The organism is Aquamicrobium sp. NLF2-7 (assembly GCF_022359935.1).
Taxonomy (GTDB): domain Bacteria; phylum Pseudomonadota; class Alphaproteobacteria; order Rhizobiales; family Rhizobiaceae; genus Mesorhizobium; species Mesorhizobium lusatiense.
Genome location: NZ_JAKSED010000011.1, coordinates 25,469 through 44,198, shown reverse-complemented (window position 1 = coordinate 44,198; position 18,730 = coordinate 25,469). Strand labels below are relative to the sequence as shown.

Genomic DNA, 18,730 nt, shown 5'->3' with positions numbered 1-18,730 from the left:
ATTGTTACGCCATCGCCGCCGTGCCAGCTTCGAACATAGTGCGATCTTCCAGCACGTTTGCAGCAAGCATCGCACCTTCAAGCGTGGCGAGGACTTGTACCGCAGCATCTTTGGTCAAGCCGCCCTGCATCAACCGTTCGATCCCGAGAAGGAAAAAACGCTTCACTTCGTCTCGGACTTCTGTGGCAAGGTCGTGAGACGTTGCTCCCAGAGCGCCGCAAAGACACATCCGTCCATCGCGGTACAACGCGTCACGGAAGACCTCCCGCCACGCTTTGACAATGCCGTCACCGGCGTCCAATTGGCGATCCACCGCTTCCACGAAACGGTCCGTATAACGCCGTGCAACTGCCGCAGCGAGTTTCTCCTTGGTGGGGAAGTGATAATGGACGCTGGAGCTCTTCACACCAATATCAGCGGCTACCTCGCGGAAGCTGAATCCGCTGTAGCCAGCCTGCCGAATCCTCTCCTCGGCCGCATCCATAATTGCGCCTGCTGTATCGTTCATTTCAGATTCCCATCTATCTAGCGATAGATAGAGGTTGCAAAATTGGAAAGCAAGCGCTATGCAGTTGCTGTCTATCTATCGATAGATAGAGAAAAGGAGAAAGTCATGCGATTTGAAGGCAAGGTTGTAGCAATCACCGGCGGCGGTTCTGGCATCGGTAAAGAAACTGCAGCGCGGTTCATCGCCGAGGGCGCGAAAGTCGCCATCAACGGCAGGGACCTGACGAAGCTTGAGACAGCTGCGAAAGAAATCGATCCAAGCGGCAAAAACGTGGTCGTTTCCGCAGGCGATATCGCCAAGCCGGAGACTGGAGCCGCACTCGTCAACACGGCCGTTTCAAGCTTCGGTAAGCTCGATGTCCTCGTCAACAACGCCGGTGTTTTCAATCCAAAGCCGTTTATTGAGCTGACTGAGGCGGACTACGACTGGTATCTGGATACGATCCTCAAGGGCAAGTTCTTCACGGCACAGGCTGCCGCCAAGGCGATGAAGGATACGGGCGGCGCGATCGTTCAGACCGGCTCGATGTGGGCGATCCAGGCGATCGGTGCCACCCCGTCGGCCGCTTACTCGGCTGCGAATGCAGGCGTCCATGCGATGGTTCGTAACCTCGCGATCGAACTCGCTCCCTTCAAAATCCGCATCAATGCGGTGGCGCCCGCTGTGGTCGAAACCCCGGTGTACAACACCTTCATGTCTGACGAGCAGGTCAAGGAAGTGCTCCCGACCTTCGACGCGTTCCATCCTCTTGGTCGCAACGGCCAGCCGCGTGATGTTGCCGAAGCGATCCTTTTCCTCGCGTCCGAACAGGCCTCGTGGATCACCGGAGCAATCCTTCCCGTCGATGGCGGCGTCACCGCCGGACGCCAGTAAGAAGGGGAAAATGAGAAATATGCAGGATTGGAATGCTTATCGCGACGTGCTGATCGGCCGAGTTGGTGACTTCAGCAAGCAGAGCCCTGACGTCTTGCGCGGCCTCAACACCATAGAGGGCAGTGCTTCCAAGACCGGCAATCTCGAACCGAAAGTGCACGAGCTCATCGCCTTGGCCGTTGCGGTCACCACACGCTGTGATGGCTGCATCGCCGTCCATAGCAAAAAGGCCGTTGAGTTGGGTGCTACCCACGGCGAGATTGCAGAGGCGCTTGGCGTGGCCATTGCCCTCAACGCAGGCGCGGCACTGACCTACACTGCGCGCGTATTTGACGCGATCGAGGCTCTACCCTCGAAATGACACGGACCGTATGAGCGCATGAACCATGCGCTCATCTCTCCGCAGCAACACGTAAGACCTTAATGTGGGCTCCTCATCGCGACGAAAGTCACTGCAGCAGGTTTGCAGATCACTTTAACCGGCTAGCGGCGCCTCATCTGACCTCTACTTGCCGTGCGACGAGAGCCAATTTCGCATGAGGGCGATTTCGCCTTCCTGCGCTTTAACGATTTCCTCGGCGAGAGACCGGACTTCGGGATCGCTGCCATGTTCGAGAGCAACGCGCGCCATATCGATCGCACCTTGATGGTGCGGGATCATAGCGCGCATGAAATCGACATCTGGATCCCCAGTGAAGTCGATGGCCATGTCAGAGTGCATACGCTCATTGGCCTGACGGAAAGCCACTGTCGATGGCGTATCCGCGCTTGAGGCTGGGGCCGCAGTCGTATGAGCACCATGCCCTGTTTGTACTGGCTCGGTTGTCTCCAGTTGGTTCTGCGCGAACGCCAGGCCGGTCGCTATGGCAATAGCGCCAACAATAAATATCGGCGTGAGTTTGTTCATGGCAGAGTCCGTTCACTTTTCTGCGGGAAGGAAAGGGTCATCATGATGATTTCTCCGGTTAGTGGATGATGGATACTGATGTCGTCGGGAAAAATGTCGGGAAGTCAGCAGATGATTCAAACGAACTGCGCGGCCACACCTGCAAGCAGCGAGATGAATGTTGCCATCATGCCCATGCGGCGCAGAGGCTTCACTCCGCCCATCATCCCGATGGCATGGGCGGTGCGCCCGATTACCAGCGACCCGGCGATTGCGAAGACAAAAATCTGCGGCGCCCCGCGCAATTCGGCGAGCGCGAGCAGGATGAGCGCTACGGGGACGTATTCGATGAAATTTCCCTGAGCGCGAATCCGGCGCAGCAGGCCGGGGTCGTCTCCCATGCCAATGGCCTGTTTCACCTGCATGCGGCGCAGAGACACCGGAACGCTCAGTGCTATGAGACCGACGGCAGCCAGCGCGGCGACGGTAGAAGTGATGGGAAGCATATTATTCCTTTTTGGTTAGTGTAATTGGATGAGCGGTCGTGGGCGTTGCGGGCCTCAGGCAAATGGGCGCGATCTCCCGGCGAGAAACCTCGCCTTCTCACTCGACACGAAAGCGCACCTCGCCGCCGACGAGCAGCTTGTCGAACCGGCGCTATCAGGCACTTGGCTCACCATGGCGAGGCCGAGCATGTTGAAGTGCTTGATCAGGCAATGATTGATCATCAGTGACCTAAACGCTTTGTCGATTCTGCGGATTATGCCATCCGTCGCTTCTCGGCTCGCTACTATGGTGCTGCCATGGCCAGACTGCGATATGTCGCTTGTCTGCAACGAGCTTGCGCTATCGCTAGGCTGGCCGCTGTAGCCGTCGCACTAGAATTGGTGCGAGTTGCTTTATCCGGGTGCCGATCACTTGTCCGTGGCGGGAAAGCCTGCCTCTGAGAGCACCTTGCGAACGGCGTCGTTTGAGGCGGTCGTGGTGATGTTGACGGTGCGGTTTGGCGGATCGGTTTCGATCTGGGCGTTGGCATCCACGGACAGGATGGCGGCTTTGACCGAGCGCGCGCAGCCGCCGCAGGCCATGTCTTTGATGTGAAGCTGCATGAGAATCTCCTTCATTTTTGTCTCATGCCCTGCAAGCTAATCGTTCCAACGATGGTAAGGTCAAGACCCTCGATCGGAAAAACGCACCGCGACCTTCAACCCTCCAAATGCCAGACATATCCTGGCTCAGCCGGCAGGAACCGACTGCCAGGTCCCTTTCTTGAAACGAGTGCTTCCTCAAGCGCGATGCGGGGAGCATCCCGGCCCTCGTCACTGAGGCGAAAAACGCCCCAGTGAATGCCGATTGCCTGCGAGGCCCCCAAATCCTGCATGATAGTCACCGCCTCGTCTGGGTCCGTATGATAGGATCTCATGAACCAGCGCGGAGCGTATGCCCCGATTGGAAGCAAGGCCACATCGGGACTTCCCAGGTTCTGCCGGATTGACCGAAAAATACGGCCATCGCCATAAGCCGTGTCGCCAGCGAAATAGATCAGGCGCTCCTTCGCCCGGATTGCAAAACCACACCATAGCGCCATGCGTCGGTCGCGTAGCCCGCGGGCAGACCAGTGATGCGCCGGGACCAAAGTCACTTCAACATCCTCGGACACACGGTGCCGGTCCCACCAGTCGCCCGCCCTGATATTTGCAAAGGGAGCGGCAGCGGCGACGATGGTATCGTTGCCTAGAGGGGTGATGATGAGCGGCTGGTCGCGCGCGACCAATTTGCGCAACGTGGCCTTATCCAGATGATCGTAGTGGTTATGGCTGAGCAACACGACATCAATCTTGGGAAGGTCGTCGAAAGCGACTGCTGGCGGTGACACCCGCTTGGGGCCGACGAAGCCAATCGGGCTTGCCCTCTCCGACCAGAGCGGGTCGGTGACAATGTTCACGCCGCATATCTGAATGAGCACAGTGGCATGACCGATAATTGTGATCCGGGCACCGCTGACATGGCGGTCCGGCACCACAGGCGCGATTTCCACTCTGCTCGGCCACCCTGCCGGCACTGATGTTCTTCGCCAATGCAGGATATCCCGAAAACTTTTGTCAACGGTATCGCTTCCTGGATTGAAAAAACGACGACCGTCAAAGTGGTCGCTGATCGGGCCGGAATAATAGGGGTTTCGCCTCATCCCCCGAAATTACATGTTCCAACGATGGGAAGGTCAACCCGAATTTTTCGGTATTTTGCACCTTGACCTTCCCATCGTTGGAAGCCCCATATCCTTGGGCGAGCTTAGATTTCACCCCAACAAGGAGGCGGCAATGCTTTCAACCGCTCGCCCGCAGAATGCGGATATCACTACCCTGACATTACCTATCGAAGGTATGACCTGCGCATCCTGCGTCGGTCGCGTCGAACGCGCATTAAAGGACGTTCCCGGCGTTACGCAGGCCGTCGTCAATCTGGCGACGGAACGCGCCAGTGTCACGGCAAACGCCAACGTCGCGCGCGCCCAGCTTGTCGAAGCCATCGAGAGATCGGGCTATACGGTCCCGCCCGACCCCGATGCGAACAACATCGTGGAGTTGTCCATCGAAGGCATGACCTGCGCTTCCTGCGTGGGCACCGTCGAGCGGTCGCTGAAGCAAGTTCCCGGCGTCACGCAGGCCGTCGTCAATCTCGCGACCGAGCGTGCCACGGTTCACGGATCGGCTAAGTCTGCCGATCTGATCGCGGCAATCGGGAAGGCCGGATACGAAGCCGTGCCTGTGGCGGCGGCCGCCATTCAAAATGATCAAACCGCCGACCGGAAGGAGGCGGAACGCCGCGGATTGAACCGCGACTTTATCACAGCGGCGGTGCTCGCCTTCCCGGTCTTTGTGCTGGAGATGGGATCACACCTGATCCCAGGCTTCCATGGCCTGATTGTTTCCACCATTGGCACACAGTGGAGCTGGTATATCCAGTTTATCCTGACCACGTTGGTGCTGTTCGTGCCCGGCATCCGCTTTTACGAAAAAGGCCTGCCCGCTCTATGGCGCCTGGCGCCTGACATGAATTCTCTGGTCGCGGTTGGAACCCTGGCTGCATACGGTTACTCGCTGGTCGCGACCTTCGCGCCCGGTTTTCTGCCGTCCGGTACGGTCAACGTCTATTACGAGGCCGCTGCGGTCATTGTGGCGTTGATCCTGCTTGGCCGCCTGCTTGAAGCGAGAGCAAAAGGCCGAACCTCCGAAGCGATCAAGCGTCTGGTTGGCTTGCAAGCCAAGACCGCCAAGGTGCTGCGTGACGGCAAAATCATCGATATGCCGGTTGATTCCGTGAGCGCGGGAGACCTCATTGAGGTGCGTCCGGGGGAACGCATTCCGGTCGATGGTGAAGTCGTTGAGGGCGCAAGCTATGTCGACGAATCCATGATCACCGGCGAACCCATCCCGGTCTCCAAAACCGCCGGGAGCGAGGTTGTTGGCGGGACAGTGAACCAGAAGGGTGCCTTGACGTTGAAGGCCACCGCTGTCGGCAGCGATACGGTGCTGTCCCAGATCATCCGCATGGTCGAGGATGCGCAGGCCTCCAAGCTGCCCATCCAGGCGATGGTCGACAAGGTAACGATGTGGTTCGTGCCCGTCGTCATGAGCCTCGCCGCCGTGACCTTTGCAGCATGGCTTTACTTTGGTCCGTCGCCGGCTCTCACTTTCGCGCTGGTCAATGCCGTTGCTGTCCTGATCATCGCCTGCCCATGCGCCATGGGCCTGGCCACGCCGACCTCGATCATGGTCGGCACGGGGCGCGGCGCCGAACTGGGCGTTCTCTTCCGCAAGGGCGAAGCGCTGCAGCTCCTGAAGGACGCGAGGGTTGTGGCTGTCGACAAGACCGGCACCCTGACTGAAGGCAAACCGGCGCTGACCGATCTCGAAATTGCTGAAGGCTTTATTCGTGCCGATGTGCTGGCCCGGGTTGCTGCGGTCGAAACCAAGTCGGAACATCCGATCGCCCGCGCCATCGTCGAGGCGGCTGAAAGGGAAGATGTCAGCCTGCCGACGATCTCGGAATTCACCTCAATCACCGGCTTTGGTGTGAAGGCTGTGATCGATGGCGAGAGTATTCATGTTGGAGCGGACCGGTACATGGCTGAACTGCGGTTGGATGTGTCACGCTTCGACGCCACTGCGGAACGTCTGGCCAGTGAGGGTAAATCGCCGCTTTATGCCGCCATTGGCGGCAAGCTGGCGGCGATCATCGCCGTCGCCGATCCGATCAAGGAGACGACTCCCAAGGCGATCAAGGCGTTGCATGATCTCGGCCTGAAAGTGGCAATGGTCACCGGTGATAATGCACGCACCGCAAAAGCCATTGCGGCCCGGCTGGGCATCGACGAGGTAATCGCCGAGGTGCTGCCCGACGGAAAGGTTGAAGCGGTTCGCCGTCTGAAGTCTGGCTATGGCAAGGTCGCGTTCGTTGGTGACGGCATCAATGATGCGCCCGCGCTGGCAGAGGCGGATGTCGGTCTTGCCATTGGCACGGGCACGGATGTCGCCATCGAGGCTGCCGATGTCGTCTTGATGTCGGGCAGCCTGCAAGGGGTGCCGAGCGCCATCGCGCTGTCGAAGGCAACCATCGGCAATATCCGGCAGAACTTGTTCTGGGCTTTCGTGTACAATGCCGCGCTGATCCCGGTCGCCGCCGGTGTGCTTTACCCGGCCTACGGCATCCTGCTCTCGCCTGTCTTCGCCGCAGGAGCCATGGGACTGTCGAGCGTGTTCGTCCTGGGTAACGCCCTGCGGCTGCGCACTTTCAAAGCACCGAACTGATCGAATTCGGTCGGCCTGGCGGATAACGGGCCGACCAACCATCAAGGAGACACGATATGAATATTGGACAAGCCGCCAAGGCCTCGGGCGTTTCGGCCAAAATGATCCGCTACTACGAACAGAACGGCTTGATCCCTCCCGCCGATCGTACCACGTCCGGCTATCGCGATTATTCCGAGAGCGACGTTCACGAGTTGCGGTTCATCCGCAGGGCGCGTGATCTCGGTTTCTCCATCGCAGAGATTGTCGAACTATTGGGCCTCTGGCGCGACCGCTCGCGCCAGAGCGCAGACGTCAAACGACTTGCGGAAAACCATGTTGCGGCCATGGAGATCAAAATTCGCGAAATGCAGGAGATGGCCAACGCGCTCAAGGAATTGGCCAGCTGCTACCATGGCGATGATCGGCCCGACTGCCCGATCATCGAGCGCCTGGAGGCGCCGCTCGTTCGCGATGCGGTTGAGATTATCCCGAGAACCGGTGCTGTCAGGCGGACCAGGCGATGATCTATTCCAGCGCGAAGCTTTCTGCTGTTAGATCGAAATTGTTTCGCCGTCCTTTGGAATCAGTAGGTTCGAAGAGAAACCCGACTTCTCGGAGAAGGCGCGTAAATCGGCCCTGCTGAGGATGCAGTGATTGAGCGCTTCCATGTGGCTGGCGATCAATGTCGCCTCTGGCGCAGCCTTATGGACGGCGAGCACATCCTCCATCCCCATAATGATGGGATCGAGGCCAAGGAAGAGCGCATTGCCCGCGTTCAAGATGATGACCTCCGGCTTGTGCTTGGCGATGGCATCCTGGACATGGCGATTCCAAACTGTGTCCCCTGCCAGGTAGATAGTCTTGTACTGAGGCATGCTGAAAGCAACGCCGCACACCTTTCCCATCCGATCGCCGATCACCTTCATAGTTGCATCCGTGCCATGTTGTCCTTCCGTCTTGGAGAGCTTGACTCCCTTGAATTCGGAGGTTTCCGTGAGCACGCGGACGTCCTGGAATCCATCTTTCCGGATTTTTTCCGCGTCTTCGTCATTCTGCGAGAAAATCGGTAGCGATTTCGGCAACCTCTCCTTTGCGGCGCTGTCCCAGTGATCCATGTGCAAATGCGTCACTATCACTGCGTCGACGTTGATGATGTCCTCGACAGGCGTGGTCAATGGGACAAGTGGGTTGCGCAGCTCGCTATGAGCACTGCCGGGCACGCCGGGATAAGAGCCTACCTCTCCGAGCATCGGATCGACGAGAAAGCGCACATCGCCGTATTCGATACGTAAGGTGGCATTGCGCACCTGCGTTATTTTGGCGGCCTGAGCACCTTTTGAGGATACGTCTTGCGCTCCGGCCGTGCTTGCAAACGTCATGGCGGCGAAAGCGCCGCCGGCCAAAAGCATGGCGTCTCTTCGAGACAAATCGGAACGAAAGTTTGAATTTTTGCTCATAAAACTACTCCTACATTTTGGTGATCGCCGAAAAGGTCATACAAACGATGAGCTTTCCATCTGCCTGTTCTGGCGCCAATCGATGGCTGGCGGGATGTAGCGGGGCGACGGGAGCTTAAGGCAAACTTAAGGAGCGGACAGTTTTCGACTGCCTTTCTTAAGCCAGCAAGAAAAAAGCTTTCCGGAAAAGATTTTCTGTTAGGACGACGAAGAACATCCTCTTTGTCAGCAGCTTATTCGGGCGTCATTCTATGCTGTGGGCCAATGAGATTGGCACCCTGCTCGCCTTGCTGAGCAAGCATGTATTCCGGTTCTCGATCTGCCGAAGAAGTTTTTCTTCCGCGCTGGCGGACCGGTTCAGCCTAACCCAAAAGAGGACATTGCAAATGGCTTATCTGCAAATCACGCTCCAGATCGCTGCTGAAAATCGCGCGGCCGCCGCCGAAATCTACAGCAAATACAAGGGACCGTTCCTCGACGGGGTCCAGGGCGCAAAGTCCAAGGAATTGCTTATCCGAGACGAAGACGTCCAGGTTCTCCACGGCTTCGATACCGCCGCAAACGCCAAGGCCTATCTGGAAACGCCGCTGTTCAATGACGATGTCGTGACCGGCCTCAAGCCTCTCCTCGCGGCCGATCCGGAAGTCCGCGTCTACGACGTCGCCTGAGCACCGGAACGACCATCGAGGCAGTAAAGGAAGTCCCCGATCATGAACCAGATGCAAGACTGGAACGCCTTCCGCGACGCGCTCGGCGCTCGGGTCGGCGAATTTGCCGAACTGAATCCCGAAGCGATGCGGGGAATTCAGACTATTGAAAAAAGCGCCGAACAGACAGCCAGGCTCGAGCCCAAGGTCCGCTCGATGATTGCGCTCGCTGTCGCCGTCACGACCCGTTGCGACGGATGTATCGCAATGCATACGAAGAAGGCAGTCGAGGCTGGCGCCACCCGGGAAGAGATTGCCGAGGCTCTTGGCGTCGCGATCCTTCTGAATGCCGGCGCGGCACTGACCTACACCGCACGCGTCTTTGATGCGATTGATAACCTTCCGTCGGCCTGACGGATCGGGTGGGGCCGAATAGTCGGCCTCACCCCCTGAAAAGAAGAAATGATGCGACCCTCGATCATTATCATTGGAGGAGGCCTTGCGGGATTGACTGCAGCGAGGCTTCTCCATCACGCCGGAATTGGCTTCGAGCTTCTGGAGGCGAGAAATCGCCTCGGCGGGCGCATCCTTTCTGCGGACGCGACTGGCGAGCCGTCGGCGAATGGGTTCGATCTCGGGCCGTCCTGGTTCTGGCCCGCCATGCAGCCTGAATTGGCAACGCTCGTCGCCGAGCTCGGACTTTCAGTCTTCGTACAAAACAGCGAAGGCGACATCGTCTTCCAACGGACTGTTCATGAAAAGCCGCAGCGTTATCCCGGCATGCGCCAGGAACCGCCATCGATGCGGATCGCCGGGGGAACAGGCGCGCTGGTCACAGCGCTCGCGTCGCGCCTGCCCGCCGGCTGCCTTCATCTTGGATCTCGCGTGACCGATGTCAGGCTTGCCGATGAAATCGTCGAACTTCGCATCGTTGGCCCGGCAGGGGCCGAAAGGAGCTTGCGCGGCTCCCACGTCATTTTCGCACTGCCGCCGCGACTGCTCGAGGCGACGATCGCCTTTACGCCGGCGCTCGACGCGCAGACGACCGAACGTTGGCGCAGCACACCGACATGGATGGCTCCGCAAGCCAAGTTTTTCGCACTCTACCAGCGGCCTTTCTGGCGGGAGGCCGGTCTTTCCGGCGCGGCGCAAAGCCTGGTTGGGCCGCTCGTCGAAATCCATGACGCCACCACCGGTGACGGCGCCGCCGCCTTGTTCGGATTTATCGGCGTACCGGCGGAGCAGCGCATCGCGGCTGGCCGTGATGCGATCATCGCAGCATCCGTCCGGCAACTGACGACATTGTTTGGGGCCGAAGCGGATACTCCGATCGCCACGCTTTTGAAGGACTGGGCGGCGGATCCGCTTACGGCAACGATCGCCGATCGGGTCGCAAGCGGGCACCCGCTTCCTGACAGGCGCTCGTGGGTAGATGGTCGCTGGAGCAAGCACGTTCTGCTTGCCGGCAGCGAAACCAGCACGACCGAACCTGGCTATCTGGCGGGGGCCGTCGAAGCAGCAGGCCGGGTGGTCGATGAACTGATTGGCAGCCTGACTGAAGCTCAAGGTCGGCTGGCCAGATGAGAAGGAAGACAAAGCAATGAGTGAGACTTATCGAGTCATGCAGGTGAATGCGCTCGGCGCTCTGGAGCTTGCGGAGCGAGAAGTGCCGACGCCCGGGTCAGGTCAAGTGCTGATCGCAGTCGAAGCCTGCGGGATCTGTGGCGCGGATGTGAGCGACATCGAGAAAGCGGACCCAGCGCTGCAACCGCCCAGGGTTCCTGGACATGAAGTCGTCGGCCGTATTGTCAATCTGGGGCCCGGCGTGCCGTCGATCTGGCGCGTCGGCCAACGTGTCGGTGTCGGTCGGAAAGGCGGGCACTGCCTTGAATGCCAGGCGTGCCGGAGCGGGCGGTTCCATCTCTGCCCCAACCAGCCGATCGTTGGTGCGAGTTGCGACGGCGGCTACGCCGAGATGATGGTAGCCCGCGCAACCGGGCTTGTGGCCATTCCCGAAGAACTGACCTCCGAAGAAGCTGCGCCCATCCTGTGTGCCGGGCTCGCAACCTTCAATGCACTGAAGAAATCCGGCGCCGAGGCCGGCGATACCGTCGCCATCTTCGGCTTAGGCGGCCTTGGCCACATGGCGGTACAATATGCACGCAAGATGGGATTCCGCGTCATCGCGATCGGCCGCGGCCAGGACATCGCGCCTGATGCCATGGAGCTTGGCGCACACCGCTATATCGATACCGAGATTGAGGACGCGGCAGAAGCCCTGAAGACGCTCGGCGGCGCGAAGGCGATCGTGTCGACGCCGGTCCATGCAGCTCCGGTCGCAGCTCTCATGCCTGGCCTTGCACCGGAGGGACGCCTTGTCCTTCTGGGCGTCGGAAAGGAACCCTTGCCAGTTGCGATGGGCCCATTGATTGGAGGCGAGCGCGGAGTGATCGGCTCTATCACCGGTTCGCCGTACGAGAACGAACGAACGCTGGATTTCAGCGTGCTGACCGACGTCCGTCCCATGATCGAGACCATGCCGCTCGAAAAGGCGTTCGAAGCCTACACGAAGATGAAGTCCGGCGACGTAAAGTTCCGGATGGTGCTGACCATGGAGAATAACCGCTATGCGCATTCATGACGATCTGTCGCAACCCGTCATTGTCCATGCTGCGAAAATGGACTGGATCGCAAGCCCTGCGGCCGGCGTCGACCGGCGCATGCTGTTTCGCATCGGTGACGAGGTCGCTCGGGCCACCTCGATCGTACGCTATGCGCCAGGCAGCGCCTTCCCTCGTCATACCCATAGCGGCGGCGAAGAGATCGTCGTGCTCGAAGGCACGTTTCAGGACGAGCATGGCGACTATCCCGCCGGCAGCTATTTTCGCAATCCGCCCGGGACCTCGCATGTACCTGCCTCTCGGGAAGGCTGCACGATTTTTGTTCGTCTCTGGCAGTTCCGCGAAGGCGACAAGACCCAGATCGTTCGGCAGCCGGGCGAAGGTGAAAGAGGCGATGCCGCGCCAGGCGTATTGGCCAAGACAGTATTGTTCGACGATGGCCACGAGAAAGTGTGCCTTGAAGACTGGGCTTCAGGTTCGACTATTACGGTCGATAATCAACGCGGGTTGGAATTCCTCGTTGTCGCCGGAGGCATGCTCATTGGAGACGAAACGCTTGAGCCCCAGAGTTGGGGTCGACTTCCAGCCGGCATGGCGTTAACGGCCAAGGTCGGGCCGGACGGTGCGCTGATCTGGATAAAGGATGCAGCTTTAATGCATCCGGATGTTTGCCAAATGCCATGAAGGAGGCCGTGGGCTATGCTGAACGACAATACTGATATCGCATCGCAGCCCTCGATCTTCGATGAGATCATCGATCGGACGAGCTCGAACTCGATGAAATGGGCCTACGCGCAAAAGATGTTGGCGCCTGACGAGGCTGCCGCCGAACCTTTGCCGATGTGGGTTGCCGACACCGACTTCAAGGCACCGCAAGCGGTCATAGACGCCCTTCATGAGGCTGTCGATCATGGCGTATTCGGCTATCCGGGTGGCGCGACGGAATCGTATCTGAAAGCGGTCATCGGCTGGCAGGGCAAACGCTTCGGCTGGAACGTCGACAAGAACTGGATCATCCAGACATCCGGCATCATCACGACGATCAAGACTGCGGTGCAGGCATTTTCAGCGCCAGGCGACACGGTCCTCGTCCAGCCGCCGGTATACGGACATTTTCATAATGACGTTCTATTGAACGGGCGTCATCTGGCATATGCACCGCTCGAATACACCGGTGACGGCTATCGCTTCGACCCGGCGATTTTCGAGGCAGCGATCCGACCGAACACCAAGCTGTTCATCTTGAGCCATCCACACAATCCGACCGGTAATGTTTGGTCAGAGGAAGAACTACGCACCATGGGTGAGATCTGCATGCGTAATGGCGTGCTGGTCATTTCCGACGAGATCCACGAGGACCTGATCCTCAATACGGGCAAACGGCACATTCCATTTGCCTCTCTGGGCAAAGCATTTGCTGCGAACAGCATCACCTGCACCGCGCCGAGCAAGACGTTCAATCTGCCTGGGCTGCAGAGTGCAAACGTTATTGTTCCTGACGCTCGTCTCCGCGATGAACTGCGTCGTCAATACGAGCGAAACGTCTTCGACCTGGTCAACGTCCTCGGCATGGTCGCGGCCGAAGCGGCTTACACCCATGGAGAGGAATGGCTCGAAGAGATGCTCGTCTACCTCAGAGCCAACCACGCCTGTTTTGCCAAAGCCATCAACCAGGCAGATTCCCGCATCAAGGTCTTACCGGCGGAGTCGCTCTACCTCGCCTGGATGGATTGCCAAGGGCTCGGCATGGGGCCGGAAGACCTGAACAGGTTCATGCTGACGAAGGCGCGTGTCTGGCTCGACAAAGGGCAGAAATTCGGCGCCGAGGGGCATGGCTTCATGCGCGTCAATCTAGGCTGCCCTCGTTCGACCGTGATAGATGCGGTCGCCCGAATTACCTCCGCCGTAGCACAGTTGCCCGATCTCGACACGCGCTCAGGCTGACCTCAGATTGAGCTGAGATCCGGGCTTGGGAAAAGCATAAAGGCGATTTGTCCTCACGCGACGGTCGGGTCTCGTCGAGTGGCGTGCGCGAAGGTTCATGTCCCAGACGGTCGCCTTCAGAAGAGCGGGCGGCTTGCCTGACCGAGGTCAGTGCACGACGATCTTCGCGCCGGGCTTTACGCGAGCGTGAAGGTCTATGATGTCCTGATTGAGAAGGCGGATACAGCCGGCGGAGACGGACTTACCGATCGAAGACGGGTCGTTAGTACCATGGATACGGTAATAGGTGTCGACCCCATTCTGGTGCATGTAGAGCGCACGCGCGCCCATCGGATTGTGGGGACCTCCGGCAACGCCGCCAGCGTTACGCGCGTATTGCTTCGGATTGCGCTTGATCATGTTCTGTGTCGGGGTCCAGCGCGGCCATTTTGCTTTCCATGCAACCTCGGCCTCACCGCCCGGAAACGCGCGCGCCACAGGGCCGACGCCGACTGCATAGCGGATAGCCTTGTCATCGGGCAGCACGAAATAGAGATAACGCGCCGTCTGATCGACCACGATGGTTCCGGGTGCCTCGTCTGTCCGATAGTGGACGACCTGCCGTACATGCTCCAGTTTCATGCGGGTCGCATCCACGGCCGAAATGGTATGGCCGCCATCTTTTCTCGCGGCATACATTTCCGTCGGGTTACCTCCCACAGGCCAGATAGCTGATGCGGCTTCCGACTGCTTGTTTTCGAGCGGCGCGGCGACGGCCGCACCCGGTGCTTGCCAGCAAACCGCAAGTGCGACGGACGATGCGAGCGCAAGCGAAGTCGCGCGCTTGAATTTCAATATAGGCAAGGAACCCCCGATGAAGATGTTCAACAGGGATGCGCATTGCCGGTGATTCTTAAGGCTGCCTTAAGCCGCGTCCAGAATAGCACTGGGAAACTTTGAAGCGATGACCACTTCTGTGCATGTCAGCGAACCCCACGCGGTCCTGCGACGGCCTGAGAGTCGGTTGGAAAAGAGCGGTCTTGACGCCGTTTGGAGGCTGGCTGATTTGGATTTGAAACTTATAGAGCGTCGCGCCTTACTTCGGACTTTGATGGGCTCGGTGACCCTGTTAGGAGCCGCGGCGCTGTCAGGATGCCAGACCGGCTTCCTGCCCGATGTCACTACCAAGGCAAATGCTCCAATTCCCCCGAAGCTGCTTGCTGACATCCGGAAGAAGAACATGTCCGTCGGCTCGCCGATCCTGTTGCGCGTGTTCAAGGTCGAAGCAGAGCTGGAGGTCTGGAAACAGGATCGCAAGGGCCGTTTCGCTCTTTTGAAAACTTATCCAATCTGCAAATGGTCGGGCGATCTCGGCCCGAAGATCGCCGAAGGCGACCGGCAGACACCTGAGGGCTTCTACGACATTAGGCCCGGTCAGATGAACCCGGACTCGGAATACTACCTTTCCTTCAATCTCGGCTTCCCGAATGCCTTCGATCGTGCCCATGGGCGCACCGGCACGCATCTCATGGTGCATGGTGATTGTTCGTCCCAGGGCTGCTACGCGATGACCGACGCGCAAATCCTCGAAATCTTCGCGCTCGGCCGGGAATCGTTTTCCGGTGGACAGAGGTCGTTTCAGGTGCAGGCTTATCCATTCCGCATGACGCCTGCGAACCTGGCCCGGCATCGCAACAGTCCGCACCTGCCTTTCTGGCGCATGCTGAAGGAAGGCAACGACCATTTCGAGGTCACGCGCCGCCAGCCCAAGGTCGATGTTTGCGACAAGCGCTATGTGTTCAACGCGATCGGACCTGGAGATGGGACTACACCGATCAACTTCGATCCGCTTGATTCATGCCCGGCCTATGAAGTGCCGGAGGCTATCGCTCAAGACGTGCGGAAAAAGCAGCGTTCCGATGATCAGGAGTTCGAGCGGCTCGTCGCACAGGGTGCAGAGACAGCTCCCATCAAGAGCGGTCGCGATGGTGGCATGCACTCCTTCTGGGTCGATAAGTTGCGGCCCCGCGAAATCGTCGATCAGCACGGCAACCTTAAGCTGGTTGTCGACGGGACCAATGCAGCTCCGTTTAACGCCTACAAGTCTCCCACAAGACCGTAATGATAGGGATTCTGGCGGCAGTTTGAGCCCGGCCATCGTTGACCTGCCCGATCGCTATCTATTTTGTCCGAATTTCCATCGTCAGCAATCGCAGGCCGAGCCCGATCAGGACCGCGCCAGTCAGGCGCTCTTGCCAAAGCGTCAACCGCCGCCATCGTTCAAGCGCCTGGCCTAGAGCTGCGGCCGAGAGAGCAATGATCGTCTCGACGGCAAGCGCGACGAGCTTGAGCGTGATGCCAAGTACGATCAGTTGCAGCGTCACGGAACCGCGTTGGTGATCGACGAATTGCGGAAGAAACGCCAGCAGGAACACGACTACCTTTGGGTTTGTCAGGCTTGCGACAAAACCGTCGCCAAGCGAAGCCAGGCAGCTGCGTGCCGCGCCAGAGGAGTGCCTTGCGGAATATCCCGTTGCCATTCTGATTAGCTTGATGCCCCGCCAGATCAGATAGGCCGCTCCAGCGTAGCGCAGAACGTCGAATGCCAAGGGGAATGAGCGAACCAACGAGGCAACGCCGAGGGCAAGAAGCGGCACCTGAACGACGCCGGCCAAGGTGAAGCCGAAGGCGGTCAACCATGCCGACTTCCAACCTTGGCTCAAGCCCCTGCTGACCAGCAGGGCCATGTCTGGACCGGGCGTGACGCTTAATACGAGTGCGGCGAAGATAAAAGTCACGAAGGTGGTCGCATCCGGCATATCGTTCAGCTCCCCCGGATCGGCTATGGACGATCACCCCACCATGAGGTGGCTCATGGACGGATCCGCGATGACGACGATCCCGCTTCCTTCGCGCACATTCTCGGCAAGGTGGATCACATCCTGATTTATCATGCGGATACATCCGGACGACACGGCCCGGCCGATGGTCCAGAACTCCGGGTTGCCATGAATGCGGTAGATCGTATCCCGGTTGCCCTCATGGATGTAGAGCGCGCGTGCCCCCAGAGGATTGTTCAGCCCCGGGGCCATGCCGCCGTTCGCGATGCTGACCGGTTCGAGCTCCGGCTGGCGGGCAACCATCTCGTCGGGCGGATTCCATCGCGGCCATGCCCGCTTGTAGGCGATGTGGCGGCCTCGGCCGGCCCAGGAAAAGCCGTCCCTACCGACACCGACGCCGTATCGGGTCGCACGACCGTAGGGCTGGATGTGGTAAAGATATCGGTTGGGTGTATCGACAACCACCGTCCCGACCTTTTCATCGGTCGGATAGTCCACCTCAGTGCGCCACCACTTCGGATCGACCTTGGAAACATCGACTTCCGGGATCGGAAACTGCTCGTTGGGCATGGCGTAGTACATGGGGGGCGTTGCCAGGTGTGGAGTTTCAACCTGCGCAACGGGCTGCGGCTGTCTCGCTGTGGTGGTACAGCCAGCCAGGGCGAATGCTCCAGCCCCAGCAAGAAAAGTGCGCCGGGCAATGGCGCCGGAGGGCCGACTCTGCGAACTCAAAACAATGTCCTCGTATTTTCCGTTGAATATTCGCAGGACACCGGGTCAACCTTAAGCCCACCTTAAGGCAAAAAGGATCGATCGCCGCATCACGGAGAACTGAGAGGAATGGGGATGAGCTTGAGTACACAAGGCATTTGGCGAGATATCGCCTGTTCTAGCGAAGACGCTCATGCTCGTCGTTTCGTTTTACGATCGCTGTCAAGAAGCTTTGCGGCGTTTCTATTTGTCGCTGTTTCTACCATTGGCGCGAATGCCGCGTGCAACACCGTCAATCCCCTCACGGTACCCCTGCCCGATCCCGCTTCCGGCCGTCGATATGAGATCTACGTCAGTCTTCCGGACGGCTACGCTGCTAACCCGAGCAAAAGCTATCCGCTGCTCATTCTGGCAGATGGTGGCCGCGCCTTTCCCAAGCTCAGTTGCGATGTCCGCGCCCTTGCCAAAAGCGGCGCTATCGGCGAGGAGCCGGTCGTCGTCGGGCTTTCCTACGCGATCGGCGAGGATTTGGAGGACAGCCGGCGACGGGACTACACACCTGTCGCGGATGGTCCGACAAGCAGGGTCTATGGCGGCGCGGCAGCTTACCAAACCTATCTGCGCAACGTCGTCCTTCCCCATGTCGGGCGTCACTACCGGACTGATCCCGCGCGCCGCTTGTTCTGGGGCCATTCTTATGGCGGACTGCTCGGCGCACATATCCTCCTCACGGAACCCGGTCTATTCCAGACCTACCTTATCGGAAGCCCTTCGCTCTGGTTTGCCAATCACGCCATTTACGGTTTCGAGGAGGCATACGCGAAACGAAACAAACAGCTGGATGCGACCGTGATTCTCTACGTAGGCGGGTTAGAAATCTCCCGCTACGATCCTTCCCGGAAAGGCAACACGCGCGATATGGTTGCAGGCGTTCAAGGTGCTTGTTTCGGCCGCATGGGAGGCGACGAATTTGCTGTGCTGATGCCTCTCGATCCCCATGAGGATGCAAAAGACAAGACCGACCAACTCCATAGGCAGCTTTCCAGCGCCTTGTCCGATACGGGGCATGGCGCGACATGCAGTATGGGCGCCGTCGCCATTCAGCCTGATGTGGATTTGCCCCTGAAGGATATGATGCGGCGAGCAGACCGCGTAATGTATGCTGTCAAGCGCAGCAGCAAGAACGGCGTCAAGCTCGTTACCATGTCTTGCACATACGAGCAGGAAGAACTGCCACTCTTCGCCGGCGTGACGATGACGCCGGATTGGCAACGCTCGCCCAAAGAAAGCCGACCTGTCGCGGCTGCCCTGACCTTGAATTAACGTCGCTGCCTTGTCCTGCGGACGCGCCGATCATACCATTTGCGGCTATCCGCCAAAGAACCACGACTAAAGCCGTATTGCGGCGACTTTCCGCGTTTTCTTGCCCGTCGGCCATCTGCTTAAGCTTGCCTTAAGGTTGGTGTTCGAG

General features: G+C 58.9%; 20 protein-coding genes and 1 pseudogene. 12 read left to right on the top strand and 9 right to left on the bottom strand.

Features of this window, described 5'->3' with window-relative positions:
• Positions 1 to 4 precede the first annotated feature (4 nt).
• A complete protein-coding gene (locus MIC97_RS24780) occupies positions 5 to 508 on the bottom strand; it encodes a TetR/AcrR family transcriptional regulator (protein WP_239802537.1) in 504 nt (167 codons plus the stop codon).
• A 105-nt stretch (positions 509 to 613) separates the two neighbouring features.
• Here MIC97_RS24780 and MIC97_RS24775 point away from each other — a divergent pair, with 105 nt between their 5' ends.
• Positions 614 to 1,381 carry an SDR family NAD(P)-dependent oxidoreductase gene (locus tag MIC97_RS24775; RefSeq protein WP_239802536.1) on the top strand — a complete coding sequence of 256 codons (768 nt, stop codon included), beginning with the start codon at positions 614 to 616 and terminating at the stop codon, positions 1,379 to 1,381.
• Between the two features lie 10 nt (positions 1,382 to 1,391).
• Positions 1,392 to 1,742, top strand: a complete 351-nt coding sequence (locus MIC97_RS24770; protein ID WP_345773583.1) for a carboxymuconolactone decarboxylase family protein — start codon at positions 1,392 to 1,394, stop codon at positions 1,740 to 1,742.
• Positions 1,743 to 1,886: 144 nt separating this feature from the next.
• Here MIC97_RS24770 and MIC97_RS24765 read toward each other — a convergent pair whose 3' ends face one another.
• The 4 genes from MIC97_RS24765 to MIC97_RS24750 form a co-directional block, all read right to left on the bottom strand.
• On the bottom strand, positions 1,887 to 2,288 hold the full coding sequence (locus MIC97_RS24765) for a DUF305 domain-containing protein (RefSeq protein ID WP_239802535.1): 402 nt from the start codon (positions 2,286 to 2,288) through the stop codon (positions 1,887 to 1,889).
• 116 nt (positions 2,289 to 2,404) lie between these two features.
• Positions 2,405 to 2,773 carry an MAPEG family protein gene (locus MIC97_RS24760; RefSeq protein WP_239802534.1) on the bottom strand — a complete coding sequence of 123 codons (369 nt, stop codon included), beginning with the start codon at positions 2,771 to 2,773 and terminating at the stop codon, positions 2,405 to 2,407.
• Between the two features lie 408 nt (positions 2,774 to 3,181).
• The gene (locus MIC97_RS24755; protein ID WP_239802533.1) at positions 3,182 to 3,376 is read right to left on the bottom strand and encodes a heavy-metal-associated domain-containing protein; all 195 of its coding nucleotides are present in this window, start codon (positions 3,374 to 3,376) and stop codon (positions 3,182 to 3,184) included.
• A gap of 95 nt (positions 3,377 to 3,471) precedes the next feature.
• Complete coding sequence (locus tag MIC97_RS24750; RefSeq protein WP_239802532.1) at positions 3,472 to 4,305, bottom strand: MBL fold metallo-hydrolase; 834 nt, start codon at positions 4,303 to 4,305, stop codon at positions 3,472 to 3,474.
• A 283-nt stretch (positions 4,306 to 4,588) separates the two neighbouring features.
• Here MIC97_RS24750 and MIC97_RS24745 point away from each other — a divergent pair, with 283 nt between their 5' ends.
• Both MIC97_RS24745 and cueR read left to right on the top strand, forming a co-directional pair.
• Positions 4,589 to 7,078, top strand: a complete 2,490-nt coding sequence (locus tag MIC97_RS24745) for a heavy metal translocating P-type ATPase (RefSeq protein WP_239802531.1) — start codon at positions 4,589 to 4,591, stop codon at positions 7,076 to 7,078.
• 56 nt (positions 7,079 to 7,134) lie between these two features.
• Positions 7,135 to 7,584 carry a Cu(I)-responsive transcriptional regulator gene (cueR, locus tag MIC97_RS24740; protein ID WP_239802530.1) on the top strand — a complete coding sequence of 150 codons (450 nt, stop codon included), beginning with the start codon at positions 7,135 to 7,137 and terminating at the stop codon, positions 7,582 to 7,584.
• Between the two features lie 27 nt (positions 7,585 to 7,611).
• Here the strand turns inward: cueR and MIC97_RS24735 are convergent, their stop codons facing one another.
• Positions 7,612 to 8,517 carry an MBL fold metallo-hydrolase gene (locus MIC97_RS24735; RefSeq protein WP_239802529.1) on the bottom strand — a complete coding sequence of 302 codons (906 nt, stop codon included), beginning with the start codon at positions 8,515 to 8,517 and terminating at the stop codon, positions 7,612 to 7,614.
• A 251-nt stretch (positions 8,518 to 8,768) separates the two neighbouring features.
• Here MIC97_RS24735 and MIC97_RS24730 point away from each other — a divergent pair, with 251 nt between their 5' ends.
• From MIC97_RS24730 to MIC97_RS24705, 6 genes are read left to right on the top strand one after another with little or no spacing between them, the layout of a single operon-like run.
• On the top strand, positions 8,769 to 9,185 hold the full coding sequence (locus MIC97_RS24730; protein ID WP_239802528.1) for a hypothetical protein: 417 nt from the start codon (positions 8,769 to 8,771) through the stop codon (positions 9,183 to 9,185).
• Between the two features lie 42 nt (positions 9,186 to 9,227).
• Positions 9,228 to 9,578, top strand: a complete 351-nt coding sequence (locus MIC97_RS24725; protein WP_345773582.1) for a carboxymuconolactone decarboxylase family protein — start codon at positions 9,228 to 9,230, stop codon at positions 9,576 to 9,578.
• A gap of 48 nt (positions 9,579 to 9,626) precedes the next feature.
• Positions 9,627 to 10,748 carry an FAD-dependent oxidoreductase gene (locus MIC97_RS24720; RefSeq protein WP_239802527.1) on the top strand — a complete coding sequence of 374 codons (1,122 nt, stop codon included), beginning with the start codon at positions 9,627 to 9,629 and terminating at the stop codon, positions 10,746 to 10,748.
• Between the two features lie 16 nt (positions 10,749 to 10,764).
• Complete coding sequence (locus tag MIC97_RS24715) at positions 10,765 to 11,805, top strand: alcohol dehydrogenase (RefSeq protein ID WP_239802526.1); 1,041 nt, start codon at positions 10,765 to 10,767, stop codon at positions 11,803 to 11,805.
• Positions 11,792 to 12,469: a cupin domain-containing protein gene (locus tag MIC97_RS24710; protein WP_239802525.1), complete on the top strand. Its 678-nt coding sequence runs from the start codon at positions 11,792 to 11,794 to the stop codon at positions 12,467 to 12,469. The genes MIC97_RS24715 and MIC97_RS24710 overlap by 14 nt, the downstream gene beginning before the upstream one ends.
• A gap of 15 nt (positions 12,470 to 12,484) precedes the next feature.
• Positions 12,485 to 13,729 carry a MalY/PatB family protein gene (locus tag MIC97_RS24705; protein WP_239802524.1) on the top strand — a complete coding sequence of 415 codons (1,245 nt, stop codon included), beginning with the start codon at positions 12,485 to 12,487 and terminating at the stop codon, positions 13,727 to 13,729.
• Positions 13,730 to 13,876: 147 nt separating this feature from the next.
• Here the strand turns inward: MIC97_RS24705 and MIC97_RS24700 are convergent, their stop codons facing one another.
• Positions 13,877 to 14,572, bottom strand: coding sequence for a L,D-transpeptidase (locus tag MIC97_RS24700; RefSeq protein ID WP_239802523.1), 696 nt, complete (start codon positions 14,570 to 14,572; stop codon positions 13,877 to 13,879).
• Positions 14,573 to 14,789: 217 nt separating this feature from the next.
• Between MIC97_RS24700 and MIC97_RS24695 the strand changes: the two are divergent.
• Positions 14,790 to 15,707: pseudogene (locus MIC97_RS24695) on the top strand (murein L,D-transpeptidase family protein); the annotation flags it as partial.
• Between the two features lie 181 nt (positions 15,708 to 15,888).
• On the opposite strand, the gene MIC97_RS24690 reads toward MIC97_RS24695, so the two are convergent.
• Complete coding sequence (locus MIC97_RS24690) at positions 15,889 to 16,527, bottom strand: LysE family translocator (RefSeq protein WP_239802522.1); 639 nt, start codon at positions 16,525 to 16,527, stop codon at positions 15,889 to 15,891.
• A 33-nt stretch (positions 16,528 to 16,560) separates the two neighbouring features.
• Positions 16,561 to 17,286 carry a L,D-transpeptidase gene (locus MIC97_RS24685; RefSeq protein ID WP_239802563.1) on the bottom strand — a complete coding sequence of 242 codons (726 nt, stop codon included), beginning with the start codon at positions 17,284 to 17,286 and terminating at the stop codon, positions 16,561 to 16,563.
• Between the two features lie 108 nt (positions 17,287 to 17,394).
• Between MIC97_RS24685 and MIC97_RS24680 the strand changes: the two genes are divergently transcribed.
• On the top strand, positions 17,395 to 18,582 hold the full coding sequence (locus MIC97_RS24680; RefSeq protein ID WP_239802521.1) for an alpha/beta hydrolase-fold protein: 1,188 nt from the start codon (positions 17,395 to 17,397) through the stop codon (positions 18,580 to 18,582).
• Positions 18,583 to 18,730 lie beyond the last annotated feature (148 nt).